Here is a 25,986-nt window from a genome sequence, read left to right as displayed (position 1 = left end):
GGATTATTTCGAGCTTCTTCGGTTAACGGATAGTTCTGACGGTAATAGTCACGTACACGATTACGGAACTCACGGTATGTTGCTGTGCAACCAAATTGTTCGATCCATCGATGCTCATCTGGGGGAACCGCCTGTGAAGTTAACTGCCCCCCTAACCAGTCCGTCTCCTCTGTCACGATGACTCTCATGCCAGCCTTCGCCGCCGCGAGAGCTGCCGATGTCCCCCCCAGGCCTCCGCCAATCACAACAATGTCGGTATCAAGCCGTTTTTGCGTCATGGTTCGTTCCCCTTTCATTCTTGTACTAGGACTCGGTCATTTCGAAGGCAAGCCGTGCAGCACCGATAATTCCAGCGCGATTGCCCAACAATGCCCGACTTACTTCCGTTTGAACTCCAAATTGGTGCAGATGCTTTTCCAGCATGGGCCACCAGACCTCTCCCGTGTCCGATACTCCTCCGCCTACAATGATCCTCTCAGGATCAAGAGTCACTGAGATGTTAGCTAGAAGTACAGCTAAATCTGCGGTGTAATCATCCAGCACCTGAATTGCCTCCTGGTTACCGTGAACGGCCTCTTTCACAATCTCGTTTCCCGAGCGGTACAATTTACCGACGTGTTCCCTACCTCGACGTAAGAGGGCGCTCCCCGATACATATTGCTCGGCGCACCCTTTTCTTCCGCAATTACAGGGGTGTCCTACGGGGAATAGAATACTGTGCCCCCAATCACCGCCGCTCCAATGAGCCCCTCTGCACAAGAGGCCATTTTCCATATATGCACCTCCGACACCTGTTCCCAACGTGAGCATCACCAAGCGTCGCTTGCCCTTCCCCGCTCCCTGCCACGCTTCTCCAAGTAAAGCGGCGTTCGCATCATTATCAGCAACCGCTCGTAAAGCCAGTTTTTCCCTAGCCCATGTTACTAAGGATGTACCTTGCCAGCCAGGTAGGTTATCTGTGGCATACACAACTTCGCCGCTCTCCACATTTACTCTGCCAGCAGTAGCAATGCCAAGAGCGCCTACATCTATATGGGCACCGAGGCTGGTATCTCCAAAAGAACGCAACAGCCCGAGCACAGATTCTGACACCTGCGACAACACCCATTCACGTCCCCGGGAAGCGTCCGTATCCAGCCGGATTTCATCAAGCACCGATCCGTCCCGTGCCACTATGGCGGCCTTCACCGATGTGCCCCCAATGTCGATTCCAATGACTCTGTTCACAGCAGCTGCCACCACACCAACCTCCTTGTTACCCTACATAAAAGCTTACTAGCTCTTTGTACAAACCTTCTATTAATAGCAATACATGAAATAGCCATTCATAAGCACCACAAACACAAGTCATTGAACCTGTCGAAACGCACAGTTTTCAATTCACAACTGAAAAATCTCAATAGCTTCGTTCAATAACGGCCCTCGCTGTTTTTTCCTTCATCTGTTTGGTGTGACTCGTGTGCTTGCGAGCAAGCCCTTCGCAGATGAGGTCAATCACGAATAGTTGTGAGATTTTAGCACCGATTGAACCACCTTCTATCGGCGCTTCTTTGCCCGCTGTTAGCAACACGATATCTGCAATGGAGGTAATGGGTGATTTCGCATAATTTGTAATTGCGATAACAGTTGCACCGTTTTGCTTGGCTTTATACAGCATATCGTTCGTATCCAGCGTACTTCCTGATACACTAATGCCGATAGCCACATCACCCGGGTTCATGGACACCGCCATCATCGACTGAATATGTCCGTCTGCCACAGCCTCGGCGCGACGCCCGATGCGTAAGAAACGGTTTTTAGCATCCTGCGCGGAAATCCCCGAAGCACCTACGCCGAAAAATTGAACATAGCCCGCTTGATCGAGACACGCAATCGCACGACCAAGCTCTGAATGGTCCAGCAGCCCCATACTGGAGTGCAAAATATCGAGCATGTTGTGATACACCGTACGCGTAATATCTTGTTCGTCATCTGGGTCGATGTTCTCCTCGCCCATATCAGTTTTACGATAAGTCTGGTTTTGCGCTAGGGACAGTCGGAAATCCTGATAACCTTTGAAACCAATCTTCCGACAAAAGCGCATGACGGTCGTTTCGCCTGTACCTGCAAAATCCGCCAGCTCCGTCACAGAGAAATATATGATGTCTGCGGGATGCTCCAGTACGCACAAGGCAACTTTCTGCTCCGATTTCGTTAATGAAGGATAATACGTTTTAATTCGGTCGTTCATCTCCATAGATGCATTTCACTGCCTTCCTTGCGGCATCGGCAAACCGCTGCGTAATCAATTGGGGTCTGGTAATCGCCGAGCCTACAACCACTGCATGTGCTCCCATTCGGAATGCTTCCTCAACCTGCGCTGGATCATAGATTTTGCCCTCTGCAATTAAAGGAACGGGAACCAGTTCCGACGCTCTCCGAACCAGCTCCAGATCAGGACCCTCAATCTGAGCAGAGTACGGCGTATACCCGGATAACGTGGTGGATACGCAGTCTGCGCCAAGGGAGGCCGCATGAAGTGCCTCCTCCAGTGTCGATATATCTGCCATGGAAGTGACTCCCTGCTCATGGGCATAATCTATGAGCCTCTTCAGCTTGCATCCCGCTGGGCGCGGTCGTAATGTGGCATCCAGCGCAATGATATCCGCGCCTGCCTCCACCAGTTCCTCCATTTCACGAAGGGTAGGCGTAATGTAAATATCAGAATCATCATAATCCCGCTTAACCAAGCCAATCACTGGTAGAGAAATTGCCTGTTTAATCGCACGTACATCCGATGCGCCATTGGCGCGTATCGCCACAGCTCCACCCTGCTGTGCGGCAAGCGCCATTTTGACCATAGAATCTGCTCCATGTAACGGTTCGCCTGGTAGCGCCTGACAGGACACGATCAGTCCGTGCTGAACTTTGGATAATACACCTTCCATTCCCATAGGAATCACCCTCTCTTCTCAGCATGATGCCGTACGGTTAATGCGACTTCAAAGGTGCGGTTCCACGGCATGTAGCAATCTATAATTTCCACGCGGCCTTCCGGCCCGTTCACATATTCATTGAGCGCCTGCTCCAGCCGTCCGCGAATAACCGCAGCTACCGAGCCTCTCGGTCCATCGAGCATAAACTTGGTAAAACCCATCTGCTCTACAATTCCGTTATTCATAGCCGTACGTACCACAGCGCAATAACAGGCATCCTCGGCGTAGCGCAGCGACAGAAAATCCAAATGTTCCTCCGTAGAGCCATAGTGGGTATACAGTATGGACTGGGCAATGACGGTGCCCAGCGTGTTAGAACTGGTATTCCAGCCTGCATAACCCGCCAGCTTAAAAAGCAGTCCTTTTTGCTTCAATAGTCTAAGTAGCTTGAGATCTGCGCCGTTGGCGTAGCCCACATCAGCAACTGCAACATTTTGACCTGCATATTGCAACATATAAGAACCGTACTCAACCAGCTCTACTACATTCCGATGTACATCATATCCGGTCATTGCACGCTGCTGGGATGAAGCCTCTGCCATCGTGTCACCAGGTGTGTTAGCCAACAAAATCAAATCAGCCTCCGTTGCTGAGGAAGCTATCAGCCCACCTGCCGCCATAATCTGATATTTTAAGGTTTCGTAAAAATAGCGATCTTCAAAAAGCGGTACTACGAATGCCCCCTGCAAAGCAGACAATCGGGGATACACCAGTGGGACTACATTATTCATCTTGTTAACCCAACGAGCCAGCAACGTACAACCCACTTCATCTGCCCCCGGGTACATGTATACATTCAAATCCAGCCCAAGCTCAGAAATACGACTTCTTAGCCGCTGCTGATCCTTGGCGGTATAGCCGTAGGGAGCCGAATCATCCTGTGGGATGATCATAAAATCAATGATACCTTCTGCTACGAGATCCAGCGCAACTTCATTGGCCTCCAAATTCACATGGCGACGCCCTAGGTAATCATCCAATATTTCCATTGGCAGACGCTCGTTGATATCAGCTAATTCGAGTAACTCTTCTGCGGTAGCAATCCCCAGCTCCTGACGATGCTCAATGAAGCCCTTTCTGAATATCTCACGACCCCAATCGGCATAGTAATCCGGTTCTTCATCAGCCAAAGAATATTGCGGACAGCGCATAATCAGTTGAAATGCATACAGGGTCAGTTGCGGATATAGCTGTTTTAGCCTGCGAAGCCGATTCACTCTATCTTTGACCTGCTCGCTCGACATACTGTGTAGTCGAGAAGGTACGATTCCTCCGTACAGCAACGTATCCATCGCAACAATGGCTCCATCAGCCGCCGCTGCGCGTTCTTCGAGCCATGCCCATAGTCTGATCGTATCGCCAGGGGTTTTCTTTTGTCCCATCCATTCTAATGGGGGCCGCTCCATCTCAAAGTCTGTGCCCTGTGCCAGTAAATAAGGAAATTGATAATTACAGGGCCGCTCATCCAGCGGTATAAAAAGTAATCGGGTTTTGGGCTTTACCATACGTTCCACCTCTCCTGAAAATTACCGTTATCCTAACGGCAAATGATTATTTTCAGGGCAGCTATGCTGCCTTGGTTGCTTAATCCAGCGCAAATACTCACAAAATCAGCCGATATTTTCCTTGTTCGTCCTGATCGACATAACCCCACTGCGCAGCAGCACGGATCGCCGGATTGCTACCCAGCCGAGCCTCCGCTTCTAAGCAAGCAGTGATACCGCTTCGCAGTTCTCCTACGATTTCGTCTGTCAGAGGTGACGGCTCTTGCTCGTCAACAGCTTCCCTCGGCGTGCCGCTCTCCCCCGACTGTGCATCGTCCTGTCGCTCGCTGCTGAGTGCAGCTTGACGCAGCACCTGCCACAGGCTCGCATCCAGCTCGGCACGTTCCAGCCACGGTGCGGCCTGGGACACGAATCCTGCCGCTGGATCACCGGCAGGCACGCTCCGTAGGACGTTCACGGCCTGAAGCAGCCGCTCAAAGTACATATCCAGTGCAGGGATATCGAGCATTTGCAAAGCAAGGTCCACGTCCTCGTACGTGTTGCAGCCTAGTCGGCTGTTCCTGTTTTGACGACAGAAAAACATCAGTTCATCCGCACGCTCTCCTGCTAACTCCTGCGCAGCCCATTCCCAAGATCGCTCAGGCATATACCGTTCACTGTTCCACATAAAGTGGGACATCGTAATGAGCGTCACTTTGGAGCATTCCCACTGATTCATCGGGTTGGCCACCATACCGGTATGTCCACAGTCTGGTAGCCCGGAATATCGTCCGCGCAGCGGATCAAGGAATAACCGATCATGGTCACAATCATTCACCGGGATGTTATCCCACAGCCACAGCTCATGCCCGAAGAATGCATGATTATCAGCGGCGTGCTCGCGACTAATCTGTGGAGCAAAAACAAAGTACCCCGTCCAGAACACCTTAATCTCCGGATGCAGCCGCTCACGGAAATCCTTTTTATATTCGGTATCCCAATATGACCAATATTCCGAAGGACAGACCGTCAGCGTAAATTCAGGCAGTCGTTCAGCTAGCCATGCATGCACCTTGTTCGTCAAAAAGACATGAGCGTGACCCGAGCGGCCCAGCAAATGTCGATTTTCCCCTTTGAGTACGTAGTCAATGTCATCCATTAACACAGAAAAATGACGTACGCCAATCGCAATCACGGCCGCCAGCTTTTCAGTCAATTTAAGGAAGTCTTCATCACTGCCAAAGCTCAGGTCGTTCCCTGGGCTGATACAATAATGGAAATCAACCTCATGCCGTTCGCAGGCTTCCTTTAATTCGCAAATCTGGGCAAACGTATCCTCAGGGTACGGCTCTCTCCATAGCTCACGATGATATGGATCATCCTTGGGGGCATACATGAATGTGTTCATCCGATGCGTAGCCATAAAACGGACGGCATCCAGCCGATCCGCGAAACTCCACGGTTTCCCATAGAAGCCCTCAATAATTCCTCTGACCGGGAAGGAAGGCTCATCCCGAATAGACATCACCGGCAGAGTACATCGCTCCTGTTCCACTTGAAGCAGGAGATGCAGGGCATCCATACCGTATTTGAGCCCTCTTTTATTGGAAGCATGAATTTCAATCCGCCCGTCCTTCTGAATGTCCAACCGATATCCGTCTGCAGCAAGCATTCCGTCATATTCGAGCACCAACTGCACGCTTCCCCGTGTTTCAGTCGGTACACCCGGCCCTGGAGGCACAATAAGCTTGATCGGTCCCTCAGGGTCCAGCACACCTTCATACTCCTGATTCATTGCAAAGCGAGAGGACAGTTCACAGATCAGTCGCGGTTCGGAGATAACCAGCCTTTCCCCGCTGTCATACACATCACGAAAATAATATTGAATCTCCTGCGGTGCTAGCCCTACACTCGAATAAGGCCCCGTTCCTTCGGACAGTTCCATCGCAATCGTCTCCTTCCATTCACAGGCTCTTCGTAGCCGTGACTACTGGCTATCCTTTTACCGCTCCCGCCAAACCTTCCATATAGTAGCGCTGTGTAAACAGGAACAATATAATGATCGGCAGTACCGAAATCATTGTGCCGGCAGCAATCCAGCCGAAGTTATAGGCAAATTGACCGTTGAGATACGTGAGCGCAGCTGCTAGCGGATATAGCTCCGTATCGTTCAAAATAACGATAGGCCACAGAAAGCTGTTCCAGAACGACATCGCCTCCAACAGAGAAATTACAGCAAGCGCTGGCTTGACCAGCGGAAGCACCAGCTGCCACCAAATTCGAAACTCCGAAGCGCCGTCCATTTTACCGGAATCACGTACATCGGTGGGAATATGAATAAACGTCTGTCGCATCAGAAAAATGTTGAACACGGAGACTGCCCCAGGCAACACTACACCCAAATATGTATTGCCCAGATGAAGCCCTTGAATGGTCAGATAATGCACAATAAATGCGGTGTAGGAAGGAATAATCATCGTGGCAATCAGCAGCGTAAACACCAGATTTTTACCCTTAAAACGAAACACAGCCAAGGGATATCCTGTCAGACTGGCGAGTACCACATTGAGCACAACGCCCAACACCGTAATGATGACCGTATTCAGCATATATTTCGGGAAATTCATGAACTGCCACACCTGAACATAGTTGTCGAAATTAATAAAGGTCGGAAAAATAGCGGGCGGCGTTGAAAAAATGTTACGGCCTGGCATGAGGGATACGCTGAGCAGCCAGAGGAACGGTCCCATTAAAAAGAGGGCGAGTAGCACTAGAAGCATGTAGATGACCGTCATTCTCAGCATTCGGGCAAGACTGCGCATGCTGCGGCTACTTTCCTTTTTAGGAAGAGATGAGCATAGCAATTTGTCATCCTTTAGATTCATCAATAGGGATTGACACCACCTTTCCTATTGAATCGGAATACGATAATACTAAGTACGGCAATCATTGCACCGACAATTAAGCCAAGCGCCGAAGCATACCCAAAATTAAACTGCTCCATCCCCTTTTGAAAAATATACAAGCTCGATGTCAACGTGGCCGTTCCCGGTCCACCCTTGGTTAGTACATATACTTCATCAAATACGCGGATAGCTGACATGAGTGATATAAGGGTACAGAACAGAACGTAAGGTCTTAGCAGTGGAAGAGTAATATGAACAATCAGACGCCATCGGCTTGCACCGTCGACTCTAGCGGCTTCGTACAGATCTTGAGGAATGTTTTGTAATCCAGCCAGATAGAGCATCATATAATACCCGAGTCCCTTCCACATTGTGATGAACATCAGTACATACAAGGCCAAGTTGCTGTCCGATAACCAGTGTATGTCTTTGCTAATCAGGCCGATCTGTATGAGCAAGTAGTTCACTACGCTGTTATTGCCCAACAGCCAGCTCCAAATTAAGGCTACCGCTACCATTGAAGTCACAACAGGGATGTAGTAGGTCGTGCGGAATATTTTGATTCCCGGGATACGGCTATTCACAAGCACGGCCATCAGGATGGAGAAAATTTGGAGAAAGGGGACAATGAGCACGTACAACAATGAGTTCCAAATCGAAATAAGAAAGTTACGGTCCTTAAACGCCGCTTCAAAATTATCCAAACCGACAAAATGGGTATCTGATATGACAGAGTAGTCTGTCAATGCCAGCGGAATGCTGTAAATAATAGGCCAAAATACAAAGACAGCAAGCAATAACAGTCCCGGCGTCATAAAGGCCCAGGCCGTAAAGGACTCCGACCTCAACCATTTGATCATGCTGCATCACCACCTGATTTTGATAAATGAACAGGGGAGTATTCACTCCCCCCCTGTCAAACCTATTGCTTTAAAATATCGTTTACTTCCTGCTCCAGAGCAGTAAGCGTCTCCTTCGTATCTCTTCCGTTCAATAAAATATTTTGCAAGGCTCGCGCGATGGCACTATTCACATCTTTGGCATTGGGCACACCAACCATATAATCTGTCGCCTTATCCAAACTTTGCGCGGATACTACCTTGGCTTGTGCTTCTAATGATTTGTTAGACTGAGTAAAATATGGATCTTTAATGGAGTCTTTCGTGGAAGGTAGTGTATTCGCTGCTTTAGAAAAAGCGGTTTGACTCTCTGCGTTTGTCAAGAAAACAGCAAATTTCACTGCTTCGTCCACATGTACAGACTTAGCAGGTACGACCAAGTCCATAGAGTTGGAGAGCCGCACATCGGCTTTGCCAGTTGGGACAGGGACAGCAATTGTGTTTTTATAAACGTCTGGCGCTGCCGTTTTGATAAAATTGATGAACGTAGGGCCTGCCAGCTCGAAAGCAACCTGCTCGCCGGCATAATATTTCACTTGTTGTGAGAAGTCAGCGTCTTCCTTGAGTACAACGCCATCTTCCATCTGTTTTTTTAGATTATCAATCATGGTGACTGCTTCTGGTGTATTGAACGCCGCCGCTGTCTTTTCTTTATTTAGGATAGGAATGCCGTCCACAGCGAAAAGCTTGGATACAAGCTGCTGAGCATAGCCTGCCTTGCCAATTTTTCTATTGATCTGACGGCCCCATTCAGACAATTCCTCCCGGGTTTTGGGCGGATGAGCAGGGTCCAATCCGGCGGCTTTGACCAGCTTTGTATTCATGTAAAGTACTTCTGTACCGGTATACCAGGGCAGCGCATAAGCTTTACCGTTAATGACTGTGGAATTATAAATACCCTCGAAATAAGCAGCCTTTTCCTCGGGCGACAAATGTTCATTCATATCAACAACAGCACCCTTGGAGCCCATTTGGCTAGCAAATTCTGTATTGAGATTAACTACATCCGGACTGCTGTTGCTAGCGATACTTGTCAACAGTTTGTTGGTTACTGCGTCATAAGGGTAATCCTTCCAGTCAATTTTGACATTGGGGTTCTTCTGCTCATAATCGGCAATCACCCGATTGAAATACGGGGTAAATGTAGGTTGTAGTGCAATGGTCCAAAATTGCAGTGTTACTTTCCCTCCGTCAACCTTTTCCGACTTTGATCCTCCACCACCGCAGCTGCTCAGCAGTACAACCAGCGCCAGCATAGATACAAGCAACCGTAACCTGCCTTTCGCTTTCTTTGTCACATGGTGACCCCCTTGTTCTTAGTTGATTAAGGCAAATTATAGCAGAAATACCGTTATAGAAGGAACGTTTTTTTAATAAAATAAATTTAGAAGGAATAATTTTTCTTTTATTGGATACAAAAAAGACGCCTCTTCAGCAGAGACGCCATTTCCCTAAATCAACCCATCAAAGGGTTCACATCTATTAATAGTATGGGGCCATGAAAACGTACACCAGTACCCCGGTCAAGCTCACATATAGCCAAATTGGCATCGTCCAGCGCGCAATCTTACGATGTTTTGCTACCTGCATCGTCCATCCCCATACAACCGTGAACAGGGCCAGCGGTACAATAATTGCAGCCAGTATGCTATGCGAAATCAACAATGTAAAGTAAATCGGACGAAGGATACCCACACCGCCATATTTTGCAGTTTCCGGCGAAATGTAGTGAAAGGTCAGGTAGGAAAATAAAAATAAAACGGTACTGGCAAAGGCCAGCAGAATAAAGGTTTTATGCACCTTGATGTTCTTCTTGAAAATAGCAACCAATGCAGCCACCAGGAAAATAAACGTGAAGCTGTTAAAAATCGCATTCAACCTTGGGAAAATAGTGAGATCAAAACTGACACTCCCCTGGTATCCGATCGGCGAAAAGAATAGCAGCAAAATAATCACGTTGGCTATAATGGAAACGGTGATAATCAAGGTTGTAAAATTACGATTGCTCGTTGGAACGTACTGCTTGTCCTCACTCGCTTTATTCATCATGAGCGTCTCCTTCGTTTAAATTCAGGTTTTCATTATTTTTGCGGTCATAACCATAATATATTATATAGAACTCATAGTTAGCCTGTGAAGTGACAACAGTATGAACAATTTCACAGCCATCCGGCAAGAAATGTGCTTCAACATTTGAGGATAGCCCTTTGTTTCCCTATATCAACGGTAGAATGCATTCTTTTTAAAAGCTTTATGCACAAAAAAAAAACACCGGAAGAGTCTGATTACCCGCTCCGGTGTTGTGTCGGTTATGCAGTTAAGCAGCCTTGATGATCCATATTCATTGCTGCCACACGTCACTGTATTCTTTATGGCGCTTGAACAGAGCAAGTGCGTACGAGCAAGCAGGGATAACCTTTTTATGCTGATTTCTTGCCATCTCAACCACTCTGTCGATGAGCTCCTTGCCAATTTTTTGACCCCGTAACTGCTCGGATACAAATGTATGGTCAATGACCAATGAGTGGTCATCTACGGATTTATAACCTACTTCTGCAACTACCTGTCCATCATCCACCATGACTACTGCATGGTCCTCCTCGCGAATTTGTCTCATGAGACCAATCCCCTTTCTGACTGAAGAAAATCCCGTAAAACTCATGCTAACGAATTAATGCAATCACTTCATGCCGACGCTAGATATTCTTATCATTCCCCTATTTAGGGATCAGAGAAACATCACATACGAGGATTTTGCAAAAATCCCATAAGCGACTTCCAATGAACAAGATATAGATCGAAATGGTTTAGTTCGTCTATATCTTGCACTTCGGAGCGACTGGAATCAAATTTTGCAAAATCCTGATACATAAAATAAGATCTATCGTCGACACTATATTTATTCATATAAAGGCAAGGGAGGTGCTGCGTTGCGTACAGAAATAAAACCCGTCATCCCGTTTGAACCGGAACTGAGCGAAAAAGTACCTGTAGATGCAACAGGCCTTTGGCGTTACGAAATAAAATGGGACGGTACGAGAATTTTGACGTATCACAACCAGGGCAGCACACGCCTGTTCAACCGCAAACAGCACGAACGAACGCTTTTATACCCGGAGCTTGCTCTCTTCCCCTCCTACTGCAAGGCTGATTCGGTCATATTGGACGGGGAAATGATCGCACTCGGTGCCGACGGTAAACCATCATTCCATGAAATTATGCGACGGGATCTGATTCGTCGGACGGATCGAATTCAGTCAGCTTATGAAGCTGTGCCTGCTACTTACATGTTGTTTGATATTATTTATCTGAACGGGGAGTGGGTTCATCTTAAACCGTTACAGGAAAGGCTTGAACTGCTGCATCAGATCATCATACCGAATGAACGGATTCAACTGGCTCCCGCTCATCCTGATGGACAAGCTCTATTTCAGGTTATGTGCAGCCAAGGAATGGAAGGTATTGTGTGTAAAAAGCTGGATAGTCCGTACACATTGGGCGGAAAGGACGGACGATGGCTCAAGGTCAAAAATTATGGCGATATCATTGCCGTTATCGGTGGCTATACCCTGAACGGAGGCATTATCAACGCTGTGTTGCTGGGCCAATATGATAAACAAGGAATGCTGCGCTATATCGGGCATGTGGGTACGGGCAAGCTGACTCGGGAAGATTGGCGTCAGCTTACCGAGCGCCTGCTACCACATACCATATCGGAACGACCCTTTAGCAATAAACCGGATCGGCATCAAGATGCGTTTTGGGTGCAACCCATGTATACCGCCAAGGTTCAATATAGTGAGTGGCGGTGGCAAGAAGGACGTACCCTGCGTCAGCCCTCCATACAAGCCTTTGTGAATCAGGACCTCGATCAGTGTATCGGCCCCTGGATGTGACGTTTTACAGATATATTTTCAAAAAATGCGGAACAAAGTTTGTATAAATCATTGCAACCAGTGGTTAATTAAATTACAGTTAACTAATTAACTACATCGAGGTGGATCGCATGTTCTTTTTTTTGGACTCCGAAATTCGTCAACTGGCCTATAATCTCTTTCCAGGTGGCAATAAACCAATTGGTGTTTTGGTAGATTTATTTTCCATAACTTATGAAATACGTAAAAACATGGAGAAGCGTTCACGTGAATTTGGTCTCTCCTACGGGCAATATATCGCGCTTTGTGTACTTTCAGCACAAAGAGATGAAATGTCTTCTCCTTCTGCTTTGGCTGAAAAGATGGGTGTAAGCCGGGCAGCAATCAGTTCCATGGTTATTTCTCTCGAACAAGAGGGATTCATTAATAAATATGACGATCCCAATGACAAGCGGGGAGTGTTCGTGTCCCTGAACGATAAAGGAAAAAGTAAAATTCAACAGATGGATCCCTTTTTCGTAGGGCTGGCTTCACGTCTGATGTCAGACTTTAGTGAGTCGGAAATCTGTCAGTTCCAAACCTATTTGTCACGCGTACGTTCTGCGTTTGAAGATGTCAAAGGTTCGCGTCTAACCGACTCCAGAGAGAAGAGAGAAAAATGGTGCGAAGACTGAGGCAAAAACTGTTCGTCAAACTTGCCCGCATATCTGCTGGCAGAATGGGTGCTGCGTCCGATTTCAAACCTTCGTATTCTCCCAAAGTACATCGGAAAGAAAGGATCATCCACTCCCTGTATTCTTCATTTTTCATGGTAGCGGTTTCATGATGGGCAGCGCTGAAGTTGAAATTGGCATTTGAGTTCCGCATCGGAGACGTCTGGCAGAACTGAAGAAATAAAAATAAGCCTCCTGCTGCCACTGCCATTATGCAGTCGGGTTCAGGAGGCTTATTATTTATCATTACAAACTGTTAAAAGCGTCAGTCAATACAGGTACAATTTGCGATTTGCGCGATACGACGCCTTTCAGAACAGCCTTATTGTCGTCCAACTGAACATTATAGGCTTTTTCGACTGCCTGGGCTTGGCTTCCCAGCGCAATACCAATGGAATCACTGTTCACAATGTCTGTTACGACGAACAAGAACAGATCAAGATTTTTAGCTTCAATGGTTTGGGCCAATGCAGCTTCCAGATCAGCTTGACGGGACAACACATCGTTTACGTCTACTGCGTTCACTTGAGCAATTTCCACTTTGCGACCATTCATCTGAAATTCTTTGGCATCCAGACTTACTAACTGTTCAATGGTATGACCACTCAAGTCAGCTCCCGCTTTAAGCAAGTCAAATCCGTAACGATCTGCATCCACACCAGCAATTTCAGCCAGTTCACGAGCAGCAGCTACGTCTTGATCCGTGCAGGTTGGGGATTTAAACAACAGAGAATCGGAAATAATCGCGGACAACATTAGACCTGCGATATCTTTCGGAATTGCTACACCATTTTCCTTGTAGAGCTTGTTCAAAATGGTGGCTGTGCAACCCACTGGCTCAGCGCGGAAGTATAACGGCTGGCTTGTTTCAAAGTTAGCGATCCGGTGATGGTCGATGACTTCAGTTACACGTACCTTGTCAATATCAGCGGCGCTTTGCTGGCGTTCATTATGATCGACCAGAATGACGTTGTCCGTTTCAGCAGCAACCTGCTCAACCAGACGTGGCGCGCTCACTTTGAAATAATCCAGTGCATACTGCGTTTCCCCGTTCACCTCGCCCAGACGAACCGGCTCTACGTCCGCGCCCAGTTTGGTTTTTAAGTCTGCATAAGCAATAGCTGAGCAAATGGTATCCGTATCCGGATTTTTATGCCCGAAAATCAATGTTTTTGCCAACATAATCGACTCCTTTGCCTTAGGCATTTTACATGATTGTGAAACCTCAACAATTCCAATGCAGATTATATCATTAAATCTCGCATTCTCCCATTCCTCTTCGATTGTTTTCAAAAATAATCTAGTAAATTCATAACATTTCCATGGAATCTACATGTAATGTTAACCTTATTTTTTCTAAAAATATAAAAAACATATAGTAATATATCCCACCAATATGGTAAGATATGCCTCAAAACTGGCAAGTTAGTCACCAGTGGTCAATTCTATTATTTTAGATATTAAGGGAGGCGTGAGAATAACGGCAGTGGCTTCAAATCCTAGTATGTAGAGATATCATATTTTGATTGAAAAGAGGGAAATCTTTGAAAAAGCCGATCATTTTGCAAAAAATACCTGTCGTATCACTCGCTCTTGCCTTGACGGTAAGCTTGTCTCTGCCGTCTGTCAGTTCTGCTGCTAGCGCAGATCTGCAAATCAACTCATTTCTGGAAGCTCAGCAAGCATTGACTATTGAGGCGGCTCCGGCCTTCATTTCGCCAGAGCTCAGCACAGATTCTTCCCGTCAGGTCAGAGTCATCGTACAGCTTGATGGTGAGCCCTTAGCCGTGGACAAATATGCAGCACGTTCAGGCGTCCAAGCTTTTACAGCTCAATCTGAGCAAAAAGCGGAATCCGCGATTGCTACTGAGCAAACTACGTTCGTAGACCAAGCCGCTGAGCATGGTATTTCTCTTCAGGTGAATTACCAGTACAACACGGTGCTTAACGGCTTGGAGGTCACACTGCCAGCCAATAAGATTCCAGAACTGGCTAAACTGCCAGGCGTAAAATCCATTCATGAAAACAAAACGTATTATTCCATCCCCGTACAGGACCCGCCAACACTTACAGCCAGTGAAGCCACTTATGATAACGCACCGCTGGACCAGATTGGTGTTCCTGAAGCCTGGGCCAAAGGATTGAATGGCGCGGGAATCAAGGTCGGGGTTATTGATACCGGTATCGATTATGAGCATCCGGACTTGAAAGAAGCCTACAAAGGCGGATATGACTCTTTTGAACAGGACAACGACCCTTACGAGGAACCGTTCCTCGAAAAGGAGAATGATCCATTCGGCACAGGTTTTAGCGGAACGACACATGGTACTCACGTCTCTGGCACAATTGCTGGTAAAGCCGCCAATAAATCCTCGGATATTGTGCAAAAGGGTATTGCCTATAAATCGGACTTATACGTGTATAAAGTGCTTGGACGCAATACCAAGACGGGTCGCTCCTCCGGTTCCTCCGCACAGGTCATTGATGGTATTGAACGTGCTGTCAAAGATGGTATGAACGTCATTAACCTGTCGCTGGGCTCGGATTCCGAAAAGGACCCGAACTCCCCGGATTCCATTGCTATTAATAATGCTGTACTTTCCGGCGTAGTCGCGGTCATAGCGAATGGTAATGCGGCCCAACAAGGACCCTACTTTTATTCCATGGGTTCTCCCGCAACATCCCAGCTGGCGATTTCCGTCGGTGCAGCCACTTCCCCGAGCCATAGCTATTCAAATAAAGCATCCGTCAATCTTGTAACCTATGGTAATGATGAAAAGCCTTTAACAGTTACATCAGATACCTATTACAATTTTAATATGATGGCTTGGCAAACTTTTCATGAGGATTTTTCTTCTATTATGGGGACAGAACCATTGGAATTGGTTTATGCCAATTTGGGATATCCAGATGATTTCACTTCTAAAGATGTAAAAGATAAGGTTGTGATCGTATCGCGTGGCGTCTTGGGCTTCGTAGACAAGATCGCAAACGCACAACAAAATGGTGCAAAGGCTATTATTATTTTTAATGGTCAAGCGAAATCTGGCGACAGCACACGAGCCAATCTGAGTGAAGCTATCCCTGGTTACGATGGTTACATTAATTCGAATCAAGGAGACAATGTAGATTATATCCCTACCTTTGACATGACAGGAAAAGAAGGTAGAGCACTGGCAAGACAAATCATTGAAAGCCAAAACCACAAACAAAAATTCTTTATTGCTTTTGGAGAAGAGTATCATCGTACTGACAATCCTGGTAATACCATGGCCGGATTTAGCTCCCGCGGACCCAATGGCGATGAACTGCTGAGCATCAAGCCGGACGTGAGCGCACCAGGGGTTAGCATCATGTCAACCTACCCTGCCTTCGCCAAGTTCTATCCGGATGCATCCTATGAGCAAGCTTACAAACGCAGCAACGGAACGAGTATGGCATCTCCGCATGTGGCTGGACTTGCCGTGTTGCTGAAGCAGCAACATCCGAACTGGACACCGTTTGATATCCGCGCTGCTCTGGCAAACACTTCGGTTACACTCTTTGATGAGGATAAAATCCAATATGATGTGTATTCCCAAGGTGCAGGCCTTGTAAACATCGCTAATGCGATTCAGACGCCAGCCCTGCTGGAAACCGTCGAAAAGATTACGATTCTCGACAAAAACTTTAATCGGCAGGAGGTTGTGAATTACAATCCTTCCGCCAGCTTCGGGGTGTTACGACCTGGTAGTGATGCGAAGCAGATTCAGCTTCAACTCAAAAACTTGTCGGCTAACACTGTGCAATATGAAGCCAGCACCGTGTTACATGATAATGTAACCTCTGATCCAACTAAGCCGATTGCTACACCTGACGTGAGCAACATTGCCGTTCAGTTGCAAGGTGTTGGCGCGAATGGAGCAATTTCGGCAGAACCGGGTAAATCGCAACCGTTCTTCCTGTCTGTGCAACCAAATTCGGGTGCAGCCACAGGTGTATATGAAGGGGAAGTTATTCTGAAAAGCGCCGGACTGCCAACACTACATTTGCCGTTCGTCGTTCATGTGGGCAAAGAAAATCCAACGACAGGCTTTGGCTTGCAGGACCTGAGTGTTACCAACCCGATTATTTACCCAAGTCGGACAGGTGCTCAGCGCTCAACAGATTTGGCTTTCCGCCTGACCACAGATAAAACCAACCAGATCGCGCTTTATGTATACGGCGTAGATGATAAATTGATCGGTCTGATTGATGGAATAACGACTTCCAAAGAACAAGGAGCTAACGCTCGCCTCAAACAAGGCGTATATTCCTTTAAGGGTATTGACGGAAGTTACGTGGAATTAGATGACAATGGCAAGCCTGTGCTGGATGCTAATGGTCAACCCGTTATTCAACACTTGAAAGATGGCGTGTACAAGCTGGAAGTCAGTTCTCCTGAACTGAATGAAAAGGGCGAAGTTGAACGCAATACCGATGGCCCTAAACTGTTCACCGCCACTAAAGCTATTCGTGTGGATAATAGCGCCGCATCCAGCGGTAGTGGTGGAGGCGGAGGTGGTGGAGGTGGCGGCAGAAGCAATACTACACCTTCTGCTGCAACGAACACATCCACCCCTGTTCCTACATCTGCTCCTTCACTTCAAAGCGTAGTGAAGCAAGGACAGGCTGTTAAAACTGTCACTACAGCCGTTGCATTGAACAATAATGTACAGTCGCTGACAGTAACCGATGCAGATTTGCAGGCTGCCGTGACAGCAGCAGGTTCCAGCCCGACAGCTATTGTACTGTCGGCTACTAGCCAAGCAGGCCAAACGACGAAAGCATCGCTCACTTCCACACAACTGGTAACGCTGGGCAAGGCTGCAGCAGGAAGCAGCTTGATTGTAAGCAATACAGGCTCCTCTCTGGCTTTGCCAGTATCCGCTCTGAAAAATGTTCCTGCTGGTGCAGGCATTGAAGTGATCATCAGCAGCCAAGCAGAGGCGAGCGGTACATTTACAGGCAAGCTGAAAGGCTCCAATGTGATCGGCACCCCGGTAGGGTTTGAAGCTAACGTTGTCACTGGTGGCAAGAGTCAATCGCTCAAAGTTGCTCCAGGACAGTTTATTAGCAGATCTTTTACAGTACCTGGTCAAATTGATTCCAATACAGCCGGTGTACTCTATACGGCAAACGGAAATGTCTATCCCGTTCCATCCGTCTTCACCAAGCAGGCTGATGGATCTACCGTCGTCAAGGTAAGCCGTCTGGGCTTCTCGACGTATGCAGCGGCGACACGTCCCGTTAGCTTTGAAGATATTTCATCGTCGTATGCCCAATCCGAAATTCAATCGCTGGCGAACAAGTTGCTGATCAACGGTACGACCGACACGACTTTCTCACCGAAGAAGAACGTGACACGTGCAGAATTTGCAGCCCTGGTAACCCGGGCACTCGGCCTGACACCAGGTACTGCTGGACCATTCAGTGATATCCCGGCAGGTAGCTGGTACTCCGGCGATGTGGCAGCCGCTTATGAAGCTGGATTGATTACGGGCCGCAGCAGCGACAAGTTCGATCCGAATGCTAATATCAGTCGTCAAGAAATTGCTGTCGTGCTGGGTAAAGCTATAGACCTGCTTCAAATCAAAGCAGCAGCCGATGGCCCTGCACGTACACCGTACCATGATGCTTCATCCTTTGCAGGCTATGCCAAGGACAGTATTGAAAAAGTAAGTGCAGCAGGCATCATTAACGGAGAAGCGATTAAAGGCTCCTCCTACTTCCAGCCGAATGCACCTACAACCCGTGAGGCATCTGCCAAGGTGCTGCATGTGCTCTTACAAAAAGCTGCGCTGATTAACTAACAATTAAAAAGCCTCCCGAGCCGTGTTATAACCAAAGCTGCGGTTCGGGGGGCTATTTCTATGTTACGCCATAATCTGCAATACTATACTGTTCCCGCTAAAGGTAGCGTTACTTTGAATACACTTCCCGTTCCCAGGGTGCTTTCGGCTGTAATGTTCCCGCCGTGTGCTTCCACGATAGACTGTGTAATGGCCAGACCAAGACCCGCCCCGCCTGAGCTACGTGTACGCGATTCATCTCCACGATAAAAACGCTCAAATATCCGCTCCAGCTGTTCTTTACTCATGCCTGGCCCGTTATCACGAATTTGGATATCCACCAACTTCTTACCTGCAGACAGGTTTACCTGGATTACACCTCTTTCCATATCGGTATGCTGAACCGCATTGTGAAACAGATTGAGCACGACCTGCTTGATTTTATCCCCTTCTGCCAATACCCGTATACCTGCCGTCATATCAAAAACCACTTTACGTGTACCTGCTAGCATAAGAAGCTGCGGTTTCATTTCCAGCAGCAACGCATCTAATGGTATGTCTTCCAGCTTTAACTCCGGTGTTCGATCCAGCTTAGCCAACAATAGCAAGTCAGAGACAAGCTTATTCATCCGCTTGGATTCACCATACATACTTTCTAATGCTGATTGGAGCTGCTTCGGATTGGATGCAGCTCCACGAAGCAACACTTCCAAGAAGCCGTGAATAGACGTGAGCGGGGTGCGCAGTTCATGGGAGGCGTCCGCAATAAATCGTCTCATCTGCATCTGCAATTCCCGTTCGGCTGCAAAAGAATGCTCCAGCCGTTCCAGCATTCCGTTAAATGAAACCGCCAAACGATCCACCTCATACTGCCCTTGCTCTGCGTCAAAGCGCTCGGCCAGATTGCCCGCATCAATACGTTTGACAGCCTCAACCATCCTGGAAAGGGGTACCAACGTGCGGCGCAGCACCGGAAGCATAAGCGCCAACCCAATCGCAAGTGCAATCAGAGACAATAAAATAAAGGTGCGGAGCTGGTTAATCAACTGCTCTTGCATAGAAGTCGTGGATACGCCCATTTGAAGTAAACCGGAAGAACGGTCAGGTGGACCAAGCGGACGGAATACAACCAGTTGCTCTTTCCCCTGGGCATCCGTGATTAATTGATAGCCGTGACGCATGCGCTTACTCTGCTGCATTGCTTGATACTGCTGAGTGGTGAGACGCGGCGGTTTAAGTCCATTTTCATTGGACAAGCTCTGGAAGGTGCCGTCTATACCTATAGAAGCAAGCGACATATCCGGCCAAAACAGAAACGGTCCCGGTCGATTACTCCTTCGATTGGACTCATCTTGAGGAACGGTTACCCCAGCCCCGCTCTTTTCCTGCGAATCCTTAATCAATAAATCGGCAGGAATTGAATTCAGCTGCGTATTCATAGCTTCTGCCCGACTGCGATACAGAAAATCTTTCATCAGAAAATATTGTAGAAAACCAATCAATACGAGCAGCAAAGCCAAAATAAGTAACGTTCTGGCCAAAAGCTGGGACCGGAGAGAACGGAGTGCATATTTTCTCCGACTTTTCCCGCCCGGCTTCATAGCAGATCCACCCGGTATCCCACACCGCGCAGCGTACGGATGACCCGGTGCTCCTTGTCTTTGAGTTTTTCACGCAAGGAGCGAATGTACACCTCAACAATATTATCCTCGCCTCCAAAATCGTACCCCCATACCCGGTCCAGAATACGACTTTTACTTAACACAATCCCGTGATTCAACACCAAAAACTTCAATAGTTCATATTCGGTAGGCGACAGTTCCAGCACCTGACTCTGATAACGGATTTCCTTCCGTCGATCATCCACTTGAAAGGGGCCGTGAACCACTTCTCCCAGCAGATCGGGGAACTGATTGCGCAAGCGCGCTTCAATGCGAGCCAGCAGCTCATTAAAACTGAAGGGCTTTACGACATAATCATCCGCGCCGAGTTTTAAGCCCTTTACCCGATCGTCTACATCATCCTTGGCAGTCAGCATAATGACCGCGATGTTATCCTCCGTCTCCTTGAGACTTTGGCACACCTCAAAACCGTTCATTTCCGGCATCATCACATCCAGCACCGCTACATGTGGGCGAAACTCTTTTGCCAAATCGAGCGCTTGACTCCCGTTCTCCGCGGTTCTGACCTCATATCCTTCATTAATCAGTCCAAGCTCTAAAAATTGCAAAATATGAGGCTCATCATCTGCCAGCATAATTTTAACTCCGTGTATTGGATTCATTATTCATCTTCCCTTTCATGTTGCTGCATTTTTTTCATATAAAAGTCGATTCATTTTCACCTGTATCTAATATACCTGAATCCTGTCGTAAAAAAAGCACCCCTGCTCAGCTTTCAGCTAACGTTCAGGGAGCGCTCAGAACCAATTAAGGTAGGTCTGGCATGATAATAGCAAGCCGGTAGTTCACCGGGCCAAGATCGGAAGCGACTGGTCATTCCGCAGTCCTGAAGATAGCGGCTAGAACAACGGAATAAATACAAAGAATTTTACAGGGAGTGGAATGAACATGATTAAGAAATGGTTTAAGACCAGGGCGGACATCCCCCTGATCATCATTATGCTGATATCCGCATTTTTGAACGGATACAACATCTGGCAAGACAAATATGTAAACACCTACTACACGACGGCCGTAGCAAGCATGCTACAAAGCTTTCACAACTTCTTTTTCGCCTCACTTGATTCTGCCGGATCGGTAACGGTAGACAAACCCCCTGTGGTGTTCTGGATTCAGACACTGAGCGCCTATATATTCGGGCTTCACGGATGGAGCGTTATCTTGCCACAGGCGCTGGCTCAAGTCGGATCGGTCTTGCTCGTTTACTTGCTCGTCAAACCGAGCTTCGGTACGATGGCCGCACGTTTGGCCGCCTTCGCCATGGCAACGACACCGATAGCCGTAGCGGTTAGCCGTACGAATAACATCGACGCTATGTTGGTTTTCACACTGTTGCTCGCAACATGGCTATTGTTCAGAGGCCTTAGAAATAGCAAAACCGGGCTGATCCTTGCTGCTTTCGCAGTCGTAGGCATCGCCTTTAACGAAAAAATGTTACAAGCCTATATGATCGTTCCCGCACTGGGTCTGTTCTATCTGCTGGCTTCCAAGTTTAACTGGAAGCGAAAAGCAGCAACACTGGTAGGATCAGCAGTTGTCCTCCTGATCGTATCACTCTCTTGGGCAGTCGTAGTGGACTCTACTCCGGCAGATGAACGCCCTTATATGGGGAGTAGCGGTACGAACTCTGTGCTGAATTTGGCCTTTGGTTATAACGGCCTGTCCCGTCTGACAGGAGATCAGGGTACAGGTGGCAATCGTGGCGGAGAACGTACGGATCGGAACAATAACGCTGCAACGAATAGCAGCAACACAAACACGGATCAGGCTCAGACGACCACATCATTGGACAGCACTACTTCTACGGATGACTCAGGTGCCAACAACATGGGTGCAGGTGGTCAAATGCCACCGGGTGGATTTGGCGGCAACGGACAAGGTGGTCCTGGAGACGGGCAAGGTGGCCAGGGCGGTCCAGGCGGTGGACCGGGAGGGAATTCTGGTGGCGGCATGTTCGGTACTGGCGAAAAAGGACCTTTACGGTTGTTCCAATCCTCCCTGTCAGGTCAAGCCAGCTGGCTGCTTCCATTTGCATTAATTGCTTCCATCGGCCTGCTTGCAAGCATTCGACGTCGTAATATCACACAAAAACACAAAGAGGTCATCTTCTGGCTGACCTGGTTGATTCCCGTAGCTGCATTTTTCAGCGTAGCAGGATTCTTTCATCATTATTACCTGATTATGCTCGCGCCACCAATTGCAGCGCTCTTTGGAGCAGGATTCGTAGAATTGTGGAAGCAGTATCGTGAGCGTTCCAACTGGCTCTCCTGGCTGTTACCCGCAGCAGTATTGGCAACCTCGGTATTTAGCTGGTTTGTTTTGCAAAATTACAACGATACCATTGGCAGCGGCTGGTCCATCACGGTATTGATCTTAGGGATCATCGGCACGGTGCTGCAGGTAGTGGCACGAATGAAATCTGAGAAGTTCACAAGGTTCGCCATCATTGCAAGTGTACTCGCTATGTTTATCGGTCCTGCATATTGGGCATTGACACCGATCATCTACGGAGGGAACAGTATGATTCCACAAGCCGGACCCACTCAATTTGGCGGCGGTGGCGGTGGCGGAATGCCGGGCGGCAATGATCGCAATAGAGGTCAGAGCGCCAATGGACAACAAGCCGAAGGAACTCAAACGAATAACCAGACCAATAATGCAGAGAATTCCAGTCCTGATGGAAATACTTCAAGCACACAAACAAGTACAGACACGGAGCAAAAATCTTCTACCCGTTCCAGAGGAATGGGAGGACCCAACGGTAGCCAAAGTTTAGATCAAAAAACGTTGAGCTATTTGCAAAAAAATAACACAGGTGAAACCTACCTTTTCGCAGCAAGTAATTATTCAACGGCTGCTCCTTACCTGGTCGAGGCCGGACAAAAAGTAATTATTATGAACGGTTTTGTATCCTCCGATCCAGTCTATACCGTCGATAAAATCAAGGCGCTGGTCGAAAGCGGACAAGTGAAGTACTTCATGATTTCTGGTGGAGGCGGCGGACCGGACGGCGGTAACTCTGAAGTCACTGCATGGATCAAAGAACACGGCAAGTTGATCCCTAAAGATGAATGGAAAACAACAGCAGACGAAACAAGTACAGACGTTAAAGCCACCGAGAGCGGAAGCGACACGACGAACAGCAATGCGAACGCCCAGGATGGTCAAGGTGGCCCTGGCGGAGACGATCGTGGCGGAAGCGGTACTTTATACGAAATCACATTATAAATGAGGAGGAACTACGAATGAGTGAACCCATCCGTTATTCCATAGTTATTCCGATGTACAACGAGGAAGCTGTTATTACGGAAACCTACCGGAGGCTGAAACAAGTCATGGGCTCAATGGGTGAGCCCTACGAGCTGATCTTCGTAAATGATGGAAGTTCGGACCGCAGCGTCCAATTGATCAAGGAATTCAGTCTCAGAGATGACACCATTGTATTGATTGATTTCTCTCGCAATTTTGGTCATCAGCTAGCGATTACCGCCGGGATGGATTATGCGGTGGGGGAGGCGGTCGTCGTCATTGACGCCGACCTCCAAGACCCGCCGGAACTGATTGTTGAGATGGCTAACAAGTGGAAGGAAGGCTATGAAGTGGTCTACGCCAAACGGCTCAAACGCAATGGCGAAACTCGCTTCAAGAAATGGTCTGCCAGCCTCTTCTACCGTGTACTTAAAGCATCAACGGACATTAATATCCCGGTCGACACCGGGGACTTCCGCTTAATGGATCGCAAGGTCATAGAAGAATTGAAACGGCTGCCGGAAAATAACCGATTCGTTCGTGGACTGGTCAGCTGGATCGGATTCAAACAAACTGCTGTAGAATATGAGCGCGACGAGCGGCTCGCGGGCGAGACCAAGTATCCGTTGAAACGAATGATCAAGCTCAGTCTGGACGGGATCACATCCTTTTCGATTAAGCCGCTCAAGCTGGCAGGGTATATCGGTGCACTTCTCTCCATGTCCGGCTTCCTGTATCTGATGTACGTACTGTTTCTCAACTTTTTCACCGACTCCTACGTGATGAAGGGCTGGTCGTCTATGATTAGCATCAGCCTGATTTTCGACGGGGTGATCCTGATCATTCTCGGTATTATGGGTGAATATGTTGGACGGATTTATGACGAAACCAAAGCACGTCCGCTATACATTGTCCGTGAGCATCTGGGTGGACAATACGAAAACGGTCCGACACATGCTATGAAGGCCCCTGAACCACGCGAGTCCCTGTACATGCAAGGAGCCCGTGAAAGCCTGATTTCGGCAGGACGCACAGTGCGCGGCAACAGTGCGGTATATACCGGACCCAAATCCGGTCATGGAGCCTAAACTATGAAAAGTCGCATGGCCCAGCTGCTTCCTATGATTCGATTTGGCATTGTAGGTCTGGTGAATACAGGCGTAGATTATATTATTTTTATGCTGCTAGCTTGGGGCGGAGTGCCGGTCATTGTAGCGCAGATCATTTCGTACAGCTGCGGCACAGCCAACAGTTATATTTTGAACAGCAAATGGACATTCAACAAACAACTATCAAACGACACAAACAAGCGTCAATTACCCAAATTTATCGTCATCAACCTGGTCGTATTAGGGATAACCTCCCTATTACTGCAAGTGCTCCACACGGGAACCGAGTTGCCACTTGCTTTAGACAAGCTGATCGCCACCGCAGCCGGAATGATCATCAATTATATCGGGAGCCGATACTGGGTATTTGGTTCCCCATCCCGAAAGGAAAGTGAGTTTCTATGAGAAAAATTACAAAAGCTGTTATTCCAGCCGCCGGATTAGGAACCCGTTTTCTACCAGCTACGAAAGCTTTACCGAAAGAGATGCTTCCCATCGTAGACAAGCCGGCTATTCAATATATCGTAGAAGAAGCTATCAAGTCCGGAATTGAGAGCATCATTATCGTAACGGGGCGTAATAAAAAAGCCATCGAGGATCATTTTGACAAGTCTGTGGAGTTGGAGCAGGTACTGGAGAGCAAAGGTAAATACGATCTTCTGCGTGAAGTTCAAAGCATCGGGGGTAAAGCAGTCATTCACTATATCCGTCAAAAAGAACCTCTCGGCTTGGGACACGCGGTAAGCTGCGCTCGTCAGTTCATCGGCGATGAACCATTTGCCGTGTTGCTGGGCGATGATATTATGAATTCCTCCACCCCGGCGATCCGTCAAATGATGGATGTCTACGAGGCGACTGGCAAGCAAGTGGTCGGCGTGCGCACGGTGGAAGAACAAGATGTGAGTAAATACGGCATTATTGACTCTACTCACCAGAACGGTCTCATCCACGAAGTCGGCGGGCTTGTTGAAAAACCTTCTCCGGCAGATGCCCCTTCGCGGCAGGCAGTCATTGGTCGGTATGTATTGGAGCCTTCCATTTTCTCTATATTGGAAAACCTGTCCACTGGAGCAGGCGGTGAATATCAATTGACAGACGCACTCCATCAGGTAGCATTGCAGAACCAACTGCTCGCATTGGAACTGGAAGGCACACGTTATGATATTGGAGATAAAGCTGGATATCTGGAAGCCGTGCTCCACATGGGTATGCAACGCGAAGATTTGCGTCCAATGCTTGACTCCATGATGCGCGAGTGGGCGCTTGCTTCAATGATAAAATAGG

General features: G+C 47.9%; 21 protein-coding genes (1 of these 21 only partly in view). 7 read left to right on the top strand and 14 right to left on the bottom strand.

Features of this window, described 5'->3' with window-relative positions; all coding sequences use genetic code 11:
• From NSS94_RS01700 to NSS94_RS01650, 11 genes are all read right to left on the bottom strand, one after another.
• A protein-coding gene (locus tag NSS94_RS01700) for an FAD-dependent oxidoreductase (protein ID WP_341038419.1) crosses the window boundary here: on the bottom strand, positions 1–278 show its beginning. 1,333 nt of this gene lie to the left of the window's left edge; the window shows 278 of its 1,611 coding nt (coding positions 1–278); the start codon lies at positions 276–278; its stop codon lies off the left edge, out of view.
• A 25-nt stretch (positions 279–303) separates the two neighbouring features.
• Positions 304–1,239, bottom strand: coding sequence for an ROK family protein (locus NSS94_RS01695; RefSeq protein WP_341038417.1), 936 nt, complete (start codon positions 1,237–1,239; stop codon positions 304–306).
• 157 nt (positions 1,240–1,396) lie between these two features.
• The gene (locus tag NSS94_RS01690) at positions 1,397–2,236 is read right to left on the bottom strand and encodes a MurR/RpiR family transcriptional regulator (RefSeq protein WP_318628205.1); all 840 of its coding nucleotides are present in this window, start codon (positions 2,234–2,236) and stop codon (positions 1,397–1,399) included.
• Complete coding sequence (locus NSS94_RS01685) at positions 2,214–2,933, bottom strand: N-acetylmannosamine-6-phosphate 2-epimerase (RefSeq protein WP_029516815.1); 720 nt, start codon at positions 2,931–2,933, stop codon at positions 2,214–2,216. The genes NSS94_RS01690 and NSS94_RS01685 overlap by 23 nt, the downstream gene beginning before the upstream one ends.
• Positions 2,934–2,938: 5 nt before the next feature.
• Positions 2,939–4,480 carry a DUF4127 family protein gene (locus NSS94_RS01680; protein ID WP_341038415.1) on the bottom strand — a complete coding sequence of 514 codons (1,542 nt, stop codon included), beginning with the start codon at positions 4,478–4,480 and terminating at the stop codon, positions 2,939–2,941.
• Positions 4,481–4,577: 97 nt separating this feature from the next.
• Positions 4,578–6,404 (bottom strand): protein O-GlcNAcase, encoded by a 1,827-nt coding sequence (locus NSS94_RS01675; protein ID WP_341038413.1) that lies wholly within the window; start codon positions 6,402–6,404, stop codon positions 4,578–4,580.
• Between the two features lie 49 nt (positions 6,405–6,453).
• Positions 6,454–7,344, bottom strand: a complete 891-nt coding sequence (locus NSS94_RS01670; RefSeq protein ID WP_029516818.1) for a carbohydrate ABC transporter permease — start codon at positions 7,342–7,344, stop codon at positions 6,454–6,456.
• Complete coding sequence (locus tag NSS94_RS01665) at positions 7,344–8,225, bottom strand: carbohydrate ABC transporter permease (protein WP_318628202.1); 882 nt, start codon at positions 8,223–8,225, stop codon at positions 7,344–7,346. Before NSS94_RS01665 ends, NSS94_RS01670 begins: the two co-directional genes overlap by 1 nt.
• 62 nt (positions 8,226–8,287) lie before the next feature.
• Positions 8,288–9,562, bottom strand: coding sequence for an ABC transporter substrate-binding protein (locus NSS94_RS01660; RefSeq protein ID WP_341038411.1), 1,275 nt, complete (start codon positions 9,560–9,562; stop codon positions 8,288–8,290).
• A gap of 184 nt (positions 9,563–9,746) precedes the next feature.
• Positions 9,747–10,310, bottom strand: coding sequence for a DUF420 domain-containing protein (locus NSS94_RS01655; RefSeq protein ID WP_029516821.1), 564 nt, complete (start codon positions 10,308–10,310; stop codon positions 9,747–9,749).
• A 295-nt stretch (positions 10,311–10,605) separates the two neighbouring features.
• The gene (locus NSS94_RS01650; protein ID WP_029516822.1) at positions 10,606–10,881 is read right to left on the bottom strand and encodes a GNAT family N-acetyltransferase; all 276 of its coding nucleotides are present in this window, start codon (positions 10,879–10,881) and stop codon (positions 10,606–10,608) included.
• 313 nt (positions 10,882–11,194) lie between these two features.
• On the opposite strand from NSS94_RS01650, the gene NSS94_RS01645 reads away from it, so the two are divergent.
• Both NSS94_RS01645 and NSS94_RS01640 read left to right on the top strand, forming a co-directional pair.
• On the top strand, positions 11,195–12,160 hold the full coding sequence (locus NSS94_RS01645) for an ATP-dependent DNA ligase (RefSeq protein ID WP_029516823.1): 966 nt from the start codon (positions 11,195–11,197) through the stop codon (positions 12,158–12,160).
• Between the two features lie 110 nt (positions 12,161–12,270).
• The gene (locus NSS94_RS01640; RefSeq protein WP_029516824.1) at positions 12,271–12,813 is read left to right on the top strand and encodes a MarR family winged helix-turn-helix transcriptional regulator; all 543 of its coding nucleotides are present in this window, start codon (positions 12,271–12,273) and stop codon (positions 12,811–12,813) included.
• A 285-nt stretch (positions 12,814–13,098) separates the two neighbouring features.
• Here NSS94_RS01640 and NSS94_RS01635 read toward each other — a convergent pair whose 3' ends face one another.
• Positions 13,099–14,034, bottom strand: a complete 936-nt coding sequence (locus tag NSS94_RS01635) for a manganese-dependent inorganic pyrophosphatase (protein WP_274386410.1) — start codon at positions 14,032–14,034, stop codon at positions 13,099–13,101.
• Positions 14,035–14,396: 362 nt separating this feature from the next.
• Here NSS94_RS01635 and NSS94_RS01630 point away from each other — a divergent pair, with 362 nt between their 5' ends.
• Entirely contained in the window at positions 14,397–18,683 is a 4,287-nt protein-coding gene (locus NSS94_RS01630; RefSeq protein ID WP_318628200.1) for a S8 family serine peptidase, read from the top strand.
• A gap of 83 nt (positions 18,684–18,766) precedes the next feature.
• Here NSS94_RS01630 and NSS94_RS01625 read toward each other — a convergent pair whose 3' ends face one another.
• Both NSS94_RS01625 and NSS94_RS01620 read right to left on the bottom strand, forming a co-directional pair.
• Positions 18,767–20,263: a sensor histidine kinase gene (locus NSS94_RS01625; protein ID WP_341038407.1), complete on the bottom strand. Its 1,497-nt coding sequence runs from the start codon at positions 20,261–20,263 to the stop codon at positions 18,767–18,769.
• Complete coding sequence (locus tag NSS94_RS01620; protein ID WP_029516829.1) at positions 20,260–20,946, bottom strand: response regulator transcription factor; 687 nt, start codon at positions 20,944–20,946, stop codon at positions 20,260–20,262. Before NSS94_RS01620 ends, NSS94_RS01625 begins: the two co-directional genes overlap by 4 nt.
• Positions 20,947–21,232: 286 nt before the next feature.
• Here NSS94_RS01620 and NSS94_RS01615 point away from each other — a divergent pair, with 286 nt between their 5' ends.
• Genes NSS94_RS01615 through galU form a run of 4 tightly spaced genes read left to right on the top strand, consistent with a single transcriptional unit; the run spans position 21,233 to position 25,985 of the window.
• On the top strand, positions 21,233–23,572 hold the full coding sequence (locus tag NSS94_RS01615) for a glycosyltransferase family 39 protein (RefSeq protein WP_341038405.1): 2,340 nt from the start codon (positions 21,233–21,235) through the stop codon (positions 23,570–23,572).
• A 17-nt stretch (positions 23,573–23,589) separates the two neighbouring features.
• Positions 23,590–24,681, top strand: a complete 1,092-nt coding sequence (locus NSS94_RS01610; protein WP_029516831.1) for a glycosyltransferase family 2 protein — start codon at positions 23,590–23,592, stop codon at positions 24,679–24,681.
• A gap of 3 nt (positions 24,682–24,684) precedes the next feature.
• Entirely contained in the window at positions 24,685–25,107 is a 423-nt protein-coding gene (locus tag NSS94_RS01605; RefSeq protein WP_029516832.1) for a GtrA family protein, read from the top strand.
• On the top strand, positions 25,104–25,985 hold the full coding sequence (gene galU, locus NSS94_RS01600; protein WP_023986636.1) for a UTP--glucose-1-phosphate uridylyltransferase GalU: 882 nt from the start codon (positions 25,104–25,106) through the stop codon (positions 25,983–25,985). The genes NSS94_RS01605 and galU overlap by 4 nt, the downstream gene beginning before the upstream one ends.
• Position 25,986: the final 1 nt, after the last annotated feature.

Source organism: Paenibacillus sp. FSL L8-0644 (assembly GCF_038008165.1).
In the GTDB taxonomy this organism is placed as follows: Bacteria; Bacillota; Bacilli; order Paenibacillales; family Paenibacillaceae; genus Paenibacillus; species Paenibacillus polymyxa_D.
Note: the sequence above shows the minus strand (reverse complement) of the source record. Positions and strands in the feature narration are given on the sequence as shown.

What these genes read in the sequence shown, in the direction of transcription:
- NSS94_RS01690 (WP_318628205.1), bottom strand. Translation starts at nt 2,236, where the DNA reads ATGGAGATGAACGACCGAATTAAAACGTATTATCCTTCATTAACGAAA.
- NSS94_RS01685 (WP_029516815.1), bottom strand. Translation starts at nt 2,933, where the DNA reads ATGGGAATGGAAGGTGTATTATCCAAAGTTCAGCACGGACTGATCGTG.
- NSS94_RS01680 (WP_341038415.1), bottom strand. Translation starts at nt 4,480, where the DNA reads ATGGTAAAGCCCAAAACCCGATTACTTTTTATACCGCTGGATGAGCGG.
- NSS94_RS01675 (WP_341038413.1), bottom strand. Translation starts at nt 6,404, where the DNA reads ATGGAACTGTCCGAAGGAACGGGGCCTTATTCGAGTGTAGGGCTAGCA.
- NSS94_RS01670 (WP_029516818.1), bottom strand. Translation starts at nt 7,344, where the DNA reads ATGAATCTAAAGGATGACAAATTGCTATGCTCATCTCTTCCTAAAAAG.
- NSS94_RS01665 (WP_318628202.1), bottom strand. Translation starts at nt 8,225, where the DNA reads ATGATCAAATGGTTGAGGTCGGAGTCCTTTACGGCCTGGGCCTTTATG.
- NSS94_RS01655 (WP_029516821.1), bottom strand. Translation starts at nt 10,310, where the DNA reads ATGAATAAAGCGAGTGAGGACAAGCAGTACGTTCCAACGAGCAATCGT.
- NSS94_RS01650 (WP_029516822.1), bottom strand. Translation starts at nt 10,881, where the DNA reads ATGAGACAAATTCGCGAGGAGGACCATGCAGTAGTCATGGTGGATGAT.
- NSS94_RS01640 (WP_029516824.1), top strand. Translation starts at nt 12,271, where the DNA reads ATGTTCTTTTTTTTGGACTCCGAAATTCGTCAACTGGCCTATAATCTC.
- NSS94_RS01635 (WP_274386410.1), bottom strand. Translation starts at nt 14,034, where the DNA reads ATGTTGGCAAAAACATTGATTTTCGGGCATAAAAATCCGGATACGGAT.
- NSS94_RS01625 (WP_341038407.1), bottom strand. Translation starts at nt 20,263, where the DNA reads ATGAAGCCGGGCGGGAAAAGTCGGAGAAAATATGCACTCCGTTCTCTC.
- NSS94_RS01620 (WP_029516829.1), bottom strand. Translation starts at nt 20,946, where the DNA reads ATGAATCCAATACACGGAGTTAAAATTATGCTGGCAGATGATGAGCCT.
- NSS94_RS01615 (WP_341038405.1), top strand. Translation starts at nt 21,233, where the DNA reads ATGATTAAGAAATGGTTTAAGACCAGGGCGGACATCCCCCTGATCATC.
- NSS94_RS01610 (WP_029516831.1), top strand. Translation starts at nt 23,590, where the DNA reads ATGAGTGAACCCATCCGTTATTCCATAGTTATTCCGATGTACAACGAG.
- NSS94_RS01605 (WP_029516832.1), top strand. Translation starts at nt 24,685, where the DNA reads ATGAAAAGTCGCATGGCCCAGCTGCTTCCTATGATTCGATTTGGCATT.
- galU (WP_023986636.1), top strand. Translation starts at nt 25,104, where the DNA reads ATGAGAAAAATTACAAAAGCTGTTATTCCAGCCGCCGGATTAGGAACC.